The organism is Streptomyces sp. NPDC101234 (assembly GCF_044767525.1).
Classification (GTDB): domain Bacteria; phylum Actinomycetota; class Actinomycetes; order Streptomycetales; family Streptomycetaceae; genus Streptomyces; species Streptomyces sasae.
Genome location: NZ_JBIWOA010000069.1, coordinates 21113 through 28755, shown reverse-complemented (window position 1 = coordinate 28755; position 7643 = coordinate 21113). Strand labels below are relative to the sequence as shown.

Below are 7643 nucleotides of genomic sequence, written 5' to 3'. Positions count from 1 at the left end.
ACCCGAAGCTCAAGTCGCCAGCTCCGAGCCCTCTTTTCAGGGAATGGGTGGAGGGCCTCTGGGGGGCCCCCCCCCCCCCCCCCGGGGGGGGGGGGGGGGGGGGGGGGGCCCCCCCCCCCCCCACCACCATGGTGTGCGCGAGGTGCGCACCGGACACGACGTCAGCCTGTGTAGCGGGCCGCGCAGCGGTAGTTACCCGCGTCTGCCGTGTCGCCCCGGCCGGTGTACCGGGCGACGAGCGGGTACGCGCACAGCAGCCGCGTCACGGTCACCTTGTGGGTGCTGGGGTCGGTGAGCTCGGCGGGGAGGGTCTTCGGTGCCTTGCCGTGCTCGACCCAGTTCACGACGGCCGCGAGTGGATCGCTGGGCGCGGGCCCGGCTCCGCTGGCGCAGTGCTCGGCGCCAGGGGCGAGGAAGAGGCGCGCGAAGGAGTCCGTCGCCGCGGCTCCGCCGCTGGCCTGCTGGACACGCTGGTAGTAGTCGACCGTTCCCTGGGGGAAGATCAGCGGGTCGGCGAGCCCGTGCCAGAGCACGATCTTGCCGCCGCTCTTCCTGAACGCGGACAGGTCCGGATCGTCGCTGGCGAGCGTGGAGCCGAACTCCTTGACGCTCTGGTCGAAGAGCTGGTTGAACCGGTCGTAGGTGAGCGTGTGCCAGTCCCAGTCCGGGTTGCGCTGGAGCCACGATCCCAGATAGGTGGTGGCGAGTGGCATCGGTCGACCGCTGGCGGCATCGCCGGTGGTGGTGACCACGCCCAGGTAGGAGAGGGCGGCGCCCTTCTCCAGCCCGTACCAGAGGAATCGGCCGTGCGACCGCGGTCCCTGAAGGATCTTGGCCATGACAGCAGAGTCCGCGGGCGTGATCGTGCCGCATGCCGTCTGGACCCCGATGAGCCGCTTCGGATTCCAGTGGCACGCGTCGGGGTCGCCGATCACGCCGTCGGTGACACCGTCGAGGCTGTCGCACGCCTTGACCACGGCATCCTTGAACGCCTGCTGTTTGCAGGTCGGCAGGAGGTCGTGGCTCTCCTTCATGACCAGTTGGGGCCAGATCAGCGCGGGAATGAACCGGGTCAGGTTGGTGGCCGGCGCGCCGGAGGCGATGCCGTCGTAGTCGTCCGGGTACCGCTGGGCCTCCATGAGCCCCATGCGGCCGCCGTTGGAACAGCCGTTGAAGTAGGAGTAGGCGGGCTTCTCGGCGTAGTACGTGCGGGTGACGGCCTTGCCGGTGACCGTCATGTCGTGGATGCCGGCGGAGGCGAAGTTGTCCAACAGCGGGTGGTTGAGGGTCCGGTCGGCGTTCAGTGCGAAGCTGCCGTCGAGCCACGAGTTGTCGTGGCCGCAGTTGGTGGACGCGGAGGCGTAGCCGTTGGTCAGGGCGGTGGCCATGAGGCCGTAGTTGATGCCGCAGGCGAATCCGCCGCCCCCGACGCCCTGGAATCGTCCGTTCCACCGGTCGGGCAGCCACATCTTGAGGGTGATGCGGTCGTTCGCCGAGTCGGTCTGGGTGAGCGTGACGTCGCAGTAGGAGGGCAGGCCGGTGAACGGGCCGCCGAACTGGGACTCGATGCCGGCCGCGGGCGCGAACTTCCCGGTCGCGTTGACCTGTGCGCTGGTGACAGTCACCTGGTCGATGTGGAGGGAGGCTTGCAGGGCGTCGGTGGAACAGGCGACCGGGCCGGCGGCGGGCTCGGCCGAGGGCTGGGTGGCTCCTGCCGCACCGCTCAGGGATGCGACGAGGGCCAGGGCGCCCAGCAGGGCGGCCGGCAGACCGTGGCGTCTCCTCCAGGGTCCTATTTTGATCATGTTTTCCTCGCGGGTGATGTGTTGATGAGGGGGCCGCCTGCCGGGATTTCGGGAGGCGGGGTCGAGCGGACGGCCGTCGGTGTGACGGGTGCGTCGCGCAGGCCGGGTCGCAGGGCCCCTTACGGGGCTCAGAGCAGCGCGTCTGCGGTGATGGGCAGGTCGCGGACACGGCGGCCGTTGGCGTGGAAGACCGCGTTGGCGAGGGCCGGTGCCACCCCGACCAGCACGACCTCGCCGAGGCCCTTGACGCCGATCGGGTCGGCCTCGCGGTCCTCCCCTTCGAGGTAGATCGCCCTGAGGTCGGGCACGTCGGCGTTGACCGGGACCAGGTAGTCCGCCAGGTTCGCGTTCACGATGCGGCCGTCGCGGTGGTCGGTGACGGTGTGCTCCAGCAGGGCCTGGCCGATGCCGCCGACCATGCCGCCCAGTGCCTGGCTGTCGGCCAGCTTGGGGCTGATCACCCGTCCCACGTCGTAGACGCCGAGCATCCGCCGTACCCGGACCAGGCCGAGCCGGGCGTCGACGGCGACCTCGGCGAACACTGCGGCGTAGGCGTCGATGGTGAGCCGCGACTGTGCCGGGGTGTAGGACCCGAGGACTTCCAGGCTGTCGCGGTCGTTGCGGGCCAGCAGCCGTTCGTAGGTGTCCCCGCGCGAGGGATCGCCGCTCACGTACAGACGGCCGCCCTGTACGATGACGGTGTCGGTGTCGGCGCCGTAGAGCGGTGACTGCTCGTCCTCGATGGCGAGTTGGATCGCCTGCTGGCGCAGCCGGTCGCAGCCGTCCTGGACGGCGGAGCCGACGCTGGCCATGGTCAGGGAGCCGCCGTGCAGCGGGGCGGTGGGCATGACGGAGTCGCCGAGCCGGAAGGTGACCCGGCGCACGGGCAGGCCGAGGGCGTCGGCGGCGACCTGGGTCATGGAGGTGTAGGTGCCGGGGCCCATGTCGCTGGTCGCGGACTGGACCAGGGCGGTGCCGTCGGCGTTCAGGCGGACCGATGCCTGGGCCGCCGCGCGCAGGGTGTGGTAGACGCCGGCGGCCATGCCGGTGCCGATCAGCCAGTCGCCGTCGCGGGTGGAGCGGGGGGCCGGGTCACGGTCGCTCCAGCCGAACTCGCGGGCGCCGGTGGCGTAGCACTCGCGCAGCCGCCGGGTTGAGAACGCCTGGCCGTTGGACGGGTCCGTCGCCGGTTCGTTGCGCAGGCGCAGTTCGATCGGGTCGATGCCGAGTTCGTGGGCGAGTTCGTCCATGGCCGACTCGACCGCGAAGGCGGCGGAGGCGAAGCCGGGTCCGCGCATGGCCACCGGGGTGTTCACGTCCAGCGGCACGGTCCGGTACGTCTGGCTGACGTTGGGCGTGCCGTAGAGGACCTGGCCCAGCGGCAGGACGCCCCGTTCCGCGAAGGTCTCGTAGGCCGAGGTCTCGGAGCGCAGGTCGTGGACCGTGGCGGTCACGCGCCCGGTGGGGTCGCTGCCCAGCTGGATCCCGTACTCGTAGGCGGGCCGGTATCCGGCCCCGAAGTACTGCTGCCTGCGGGTCAGGGCGAGCTTGACCGGCCGCCCGGTCTCGCGGGCGGCCAGGGCGGCGACGGTGACGTGCGGCCAGGTCCGCAGACCGCTGCCGAACCCGCCGCCGACGAACGGGGAGATGACTCGCACGGATGCCAGTGGAATCCCGAAGACGGCGGCGAGTTCGGTCTGGGTGCCGCCGATGACCCACTGGGTCTTGTCCCACACCGTGAGCTGGTCGCCGTCCCATTGGGCGGTGGTGGCGTGCGGCTCCATCGGGTTGTGGTGGTTGCGAGCGAGCCGGTAGGTCATCTCCAGGCGTACGGCCGCGGAGGCCAGGGCCGTCTGCGCGTCGCCGCGCGTGTAGGTCGTGGGGGTGTTCGTCGGGAGACTGTGGTCGCTCAGGTCGGTGGACGGCTCCTGGGCGTCGTAGGTGACCTCGACCAGGCTCGCCGCATGCTGCGCGGCCTCCAGCGTGGTGGCGACCGCGACGGCGACGGGCTGGCCGTGGAAGAGGACCTGGTCGTCCTGGAAGACCCGCAGCCTTCTGCCCGGCGGGTTGTTCGACCCGGCGTTGTCCCGGTAGGGCAGGGTCGGTGCGTTGAGGTGGGTGATCACCGTCAGGACGCCGGGCTGGGCCTCGGCGGCGGTCGTGTCGATGCCGGTGATCCGTCCGACGGCGATGCTGCTGTCGACGATGACTGCGTGGATTACGCCGTCGATGTCGTGATCGACGGCGTAGTCGGCCCGGCCGGTGACCTTCAGGCGTCCGTCGACCCGCGACAGCGGGGCGCCGACGGCGGCTTGCGGCTGGGGGCTCATGCGCTGCCTCCTACGATGCGCAGCTGGCGTTCGACGGTCCGTTTGAGCAACTCGACCTTGAAGCCGTTGTACTGGAGGGGCTGAGCACCCTCGGCCGCCTGCTCGGCCGCCGCTGCCCACAGGGCGTCCGAGGGGCGTTCGCCGATGAGGTGTGCCTCGACCCGCGGCAGTTTCCAGGGCACGGTGCCCACTCCTCCGGCGGCGACCTTCGCCTCGCGGATCACTCCGCCGCGGATGTGCAGCGCGACGGCGGCGGAGGCGAGGGCGAACTCGTAGGACTGCCGGTCACGGACCTTGAGGTAGCCCGACCGGAGCGGACGGGGATGGGCCGGGATCTCGACGGCGGTGATCAACTCTCCCTGCCGGAGGGCCTGTTCACGGTTCGGTGTGCTGCCCGGCTGCAGCAGGAAGTCGGCGAAGGCGACGCCGCGCTCCCGCCCGTCCGGGCCCAGCAGGCGCACGGTCGCCTCCAGGGCCGCGAAGGCGACAGCCACGTCCGAGGGGTGGGTGGCCACACAGGCGTCGGAGGTCCCCAGGATCGCGTGGCCGCGGTTGAAGCCCTCCAGCGCGGCACAGCCGGAGCCCGGCTCACGCTTGTTGCAGGCGGCGGTCACGTCACGGAAGTAGGCGCAGCGGGTGCGCTGCATGATGTTGCCGCCGATGGTGGCCATGTTCCGCAGCTGGGCCGAGGCGCTCAGTTCCAGTGCCTGTGAGATCACCGGGTAGGTGGTGCGCACCTTCGGGTGCGCGGCGGCCTCGCCCATCCGCACCAGCGCGCCGATCCGCAGCCCTCCGCGCTCGGTGACCGTGACCTGGCACAGCGGCAGGGCGCTGATGTCGACCAGCGAGCCGGGGCGTTCGACCGTCTCCCGCATCAGATCGACGAGAGTCGTGCCGCCGGCGAGGTAACGTCCGCCGCTGCGGCCCGCGTCGAGGGCCTCGCGGGTGTCGGCGGCCTTCGTGTACGAGAAGGGATGCACCGGCCCTCACTTCCCGCCCGCGGCGGCCTGCTCGACCGCCCGCACGATCTTGACGTAGCAGCCGCAGCGGCAGATGTTGCCGCTCATCCACTCCCGGATCTCCTCGACGGAGCCGGTGTGACCCTCCTGGATGCAGGCGACGCCGGACATGATCTGGCCCGGGGTGCAGAAGCCGCACTGGAAGGCGTCCTGCTCGACGAACGCCTCCTGCAACGGGTGCAGCCGGCCACCCCGGTCCAGGCCCTCGATCGTGGTGATCTGCGCGCCGTCGAGGCGGACCGCGAGCGTCAGGCAGGAGTTGACCCGGCGGCCGTCCACCAGGACCGTGCACGCTCCGCACGCCCCGGCGTTGCAGCCCTTCTTCGAGCCGGTGAGCCCGAGGTGTTCACGCAGCAGGTCGAGGAGCGAGGTGCGGTTGTCGATCGTGACGGTGTGCCGCGTGCCGTTGACGCTCACCGTGACCTGGCTGCTGGGCGGTCCGTCGGCGGCAGCCGCCTCCGTGGCACCCAGCGGGGCCGGGCCCGCGAGCACACCGCCTGCCACCACGGCGCCGCCGACGGCGGTGGACGCCGCGATGAACGTACGGCGCGAGGGCGCCGACAACGACTCCGAGGGAGGCGGAACCAGTGACTCCGGAAGTTCGGTAGACATGCCCACTCTCTCTTGCTGCTGGGGGGAAGGATGGGGTGCTACTCGCGGTGCGGGGTGTGTCAGCCGGCGGCTTCGCCCTTGATCTGCTGGAGCGCGGCGTTGAACCCGTCGGGAGTCAGGCTCGAACCGGCGACGTGGTCCAGATGCACGTCGTCGATCTTCTTGCCGACGACGAGTCGCGGGACCGCGTCGGCGAAACGTTCCTGGTAGTCGCGCGAGGTCGGATCCGTCGCGTGCGGAGTGACCTCGACCGCCGTGATCGCTCCGTCGTCGAGGGTGAGGGACACCGTGATGCTCGACGGGCCGCTCCCGTACTGCCCGGTCGCGCGGTAGTCGCCGTTCTCGTACGCCGGACGCCTGCTTGTAGCCGTGCTGCTGCTGTCCGGGGCCGGGTCCGTGTTCGCGCAGCCGGCGACGGCTGCGGACACGGAGATCCCCAGCATGGCCGCGGTCGCGATCTTCTTGTTCAGGGCCGACATGTCTTCACCCTGTTGCCTGTGAGCCCTGTGTGGAACGCCGTGCTGTGCCAGGCAGTGGTGTTCCGTGGTGTGACAGGGCACCCCACGGGACCACTTGTGAAGTCAGGGGTTCGGGAGACTGGGCGACTTGGCGTGAGAAAGGAACGGGAGTTGCTCGCCACCAGCAGTTCAGGACGCGGTACACGCGCGCGGCGGCCCGGCCGCCCGGTGTGCCGGCGCGGGCATGGGCACGGTCGCCGCCGTGACCGATGAGACAACCGAGGCCGGTGCCGCGGACCAGGGCACGGTGGAATCCGTCCGGCCGCTGGAGCTCTTCTTCGACCTGGTCTTCGTCTTCACCATCACGCAGGTCGCGTCCGTCCTCGACGAGCTGCCGACGCTGGTCGGCCTCGGCCGGGTGGCCATGCTGCTGTCGATCATCTGGTGGATGTACGGCGGCTACGCCTGGCTGACCAACACGCTGGACCTGGACCGCACCGGCCCCCGGTTGCTCCTCCTGGCCGGCACCGCGGGGTTCTTCGTCATGTCGATCACCGTTCCGAAGGTCGCCGAACGCGGTCCGTGGGCCTGGCTGTTCGGCGCGAGCTACCTTCTCGTGGTCCTCATCCACCTGGTCGGATTCATCGGGACGTCGGGGCATCGCGGCATCCTGCGGGTCGGGCCGCTCAACGTGGTCATGGCCCTCGTCGTCCTGGCCGCCGGCCTCGTGCCACCGGGCGTGCGGCCCTGGCTGTGGCTGCTGGCCTGGGCCATCGTGGTGGCGACGCCGATCGTCACCGGCGTCGGCGAGTTCACGGTGGGCGTCGGGCATTTCGTCGAGCGGCACGGACTCGCGGTGATCATCGTGCTCGGCGAGTCGATCGCCGAGGTCGGCGCGGTGGCCTCGCGTGAGGACGAGGTGGCCACGATGCTCGTGGGCGCGCTCCTCGTGCTGGCCCTGAGCGCGGCGATGTGGTGGCTCTACTTCGGACGTGAGGAGCGCGAGAGCGAGGCCCGTCTGGAGCGGGTTCCGCGGGACCGGCGGCCCCGCGTCGCCGTCTACTCCTTCGGCTATGCCTACTTCGTCATCGTCTTCGGTATCGCAGTCGCGGCGGTCGGGATGGAGAAGGCCATCGACGAGTTCCACGACGCGTCCGACGGTGTCCAGGCAGTGCTCCTGCCGATCGGGATCGCCCTCTACCTGGCCGGTCTGGCCTGCTTCCACCGCACCCTCGCCGGCAGCTGGCCACAGGCCCGGCTGTGGGCCGCGCTTGCCGTCGTCGCCCTGGCCGCCCCGGCCGCGCTGTATGCCAGCGGGGCCGCGGCACTCGCTTGCGCGCTTGTCGTCCTCCTCGCGCTGATCCTGTGGGAGGGCCACCACTGGGAGCAGGCGGTGTGAGCACGGCAGCCGCGTCCCCC

Annotated in this window: 6 protein-coding genes; 1 reads left to right on the top strand and 5 read right to left on the bottom strand. The window is 70.9% G+C overall.

Going from position 1 to position 7643, the window contains the following annotated elements; translation table 11 throughout:
• Window positions 1-161 precede the first annotated feature (161 nt).
• The 5 genes from ACIRR9_RS53855 to ACIRR9_RS53835 form a co-directional block, all read right to left on the bottom strand.
• Window positions 162-1805 carry a tannase/feruloyl esterase family alpha/beta hydrolase gene (locus ACIRR9_RS53855; protein ID WP_403768762.1) on the bottom strand — a complete coding sequence of 548 codons (1644 nt, stop codon included), beginning with the start codon at window positions 1803-1805 and terminating at the stop codon, window positions 162-164.
• A gap of 128 nt (window positions 1806-1933) precedes the next feature.
• Window positions 1934-4135 (bottom strand): xanthine dehydrogenase family protein molybdopterin-binding subunit, encoded by a 2202-nt coding sequence (locus ACIRR9_RS53850; protein WP_403768759.1) that lies wholly within the window; start codon window positions 4133-4135, stop codon window positions 1934-1936.
• On the bottom strand, window positions 4132-5115 hold the full coding sequence (locus tag ACIRR9_RS53845) for an FAD binding domain-containing protein (RefSeq protein WP_403768756.1): 984 nt from the start codon (window positions 5113-5115) through the stop codon (window positions 4132-4134). Before ACIRR9_RS53845 ends, ACIRR9_RS53850 begins: the two co-directional genes overlap by 4 nt.
• Window positions 5116-5121: 6 nt before the next feature.
• Entirely contained in the window at window positions 5122-5766 is a 645-nt protein-coding gene (locus tag ACIRR9_RS53840) for a (2Fe-2S)-binding protein (RefSeq protein WP_403768753.1), read from the bottom strand.
• 59 nt (window positions 5767-5825) lie between these two features.
• Window positions 5826-6245 carry an FMN-binding protein gene (locus ACIRR9_RS53835; RefSeq protein WP_403768750.1) on the bottom strand — a complete coding sequence of 140 codons (420 nt, stop codon included), beginning with the start codon at window positions 6243-6245 and terminating at the stop codon, window positions 5826-5828.
• A 241-nt stretch (window positions 6246-6486) separates the two neighbouring features.
• Between ACIRR9_RS53835 and ACIRR9_RS53830 the strand changes: the two genes are divergently transcribed.
• Entirely contained in the window at window positions 6487-7623 is a 1137-nt protein-coding gene (locus tag ACIRR9_RS53830) for a low temperature requirement protein A (protein WP_403768747.1), read from the top strand.
• Window positions 7624-7643: the final 20 nt, after the last annotated feature.

Coding starts and splice junctions, on each gene's coding strand:
- ACIRR9_RS53840 (WP_403768753.1), bottom strand. CDS start 5,766: ATGTCTACCGAACTTCCGGAGTCACTGGTTCCGCCTCCCTCGGAGTCG.
- ACIRR9_RS53855 (WP_403768762.1), bottom strand. CDS start 1,805: ATGATCAAAATAGGACCCTGGAGGAGACGCCACGGTCTGCCGGCCGCC.
- ACIRR9_RS53850 (WP_403768759.1), bottom strand. CDS start 4,135: ATGAGCCCCCAGCCGCAAGCCGCCGTCGGCGCCCCGCTGTCGCGGGTC.
- ACIRR9_RS53835 (WP_403768750.1), bottom strand. CDS start 6,245: ATGTCGGCCCTGAACAAGAAGATCGCGACCGCGGCCATGCTGGGGATC.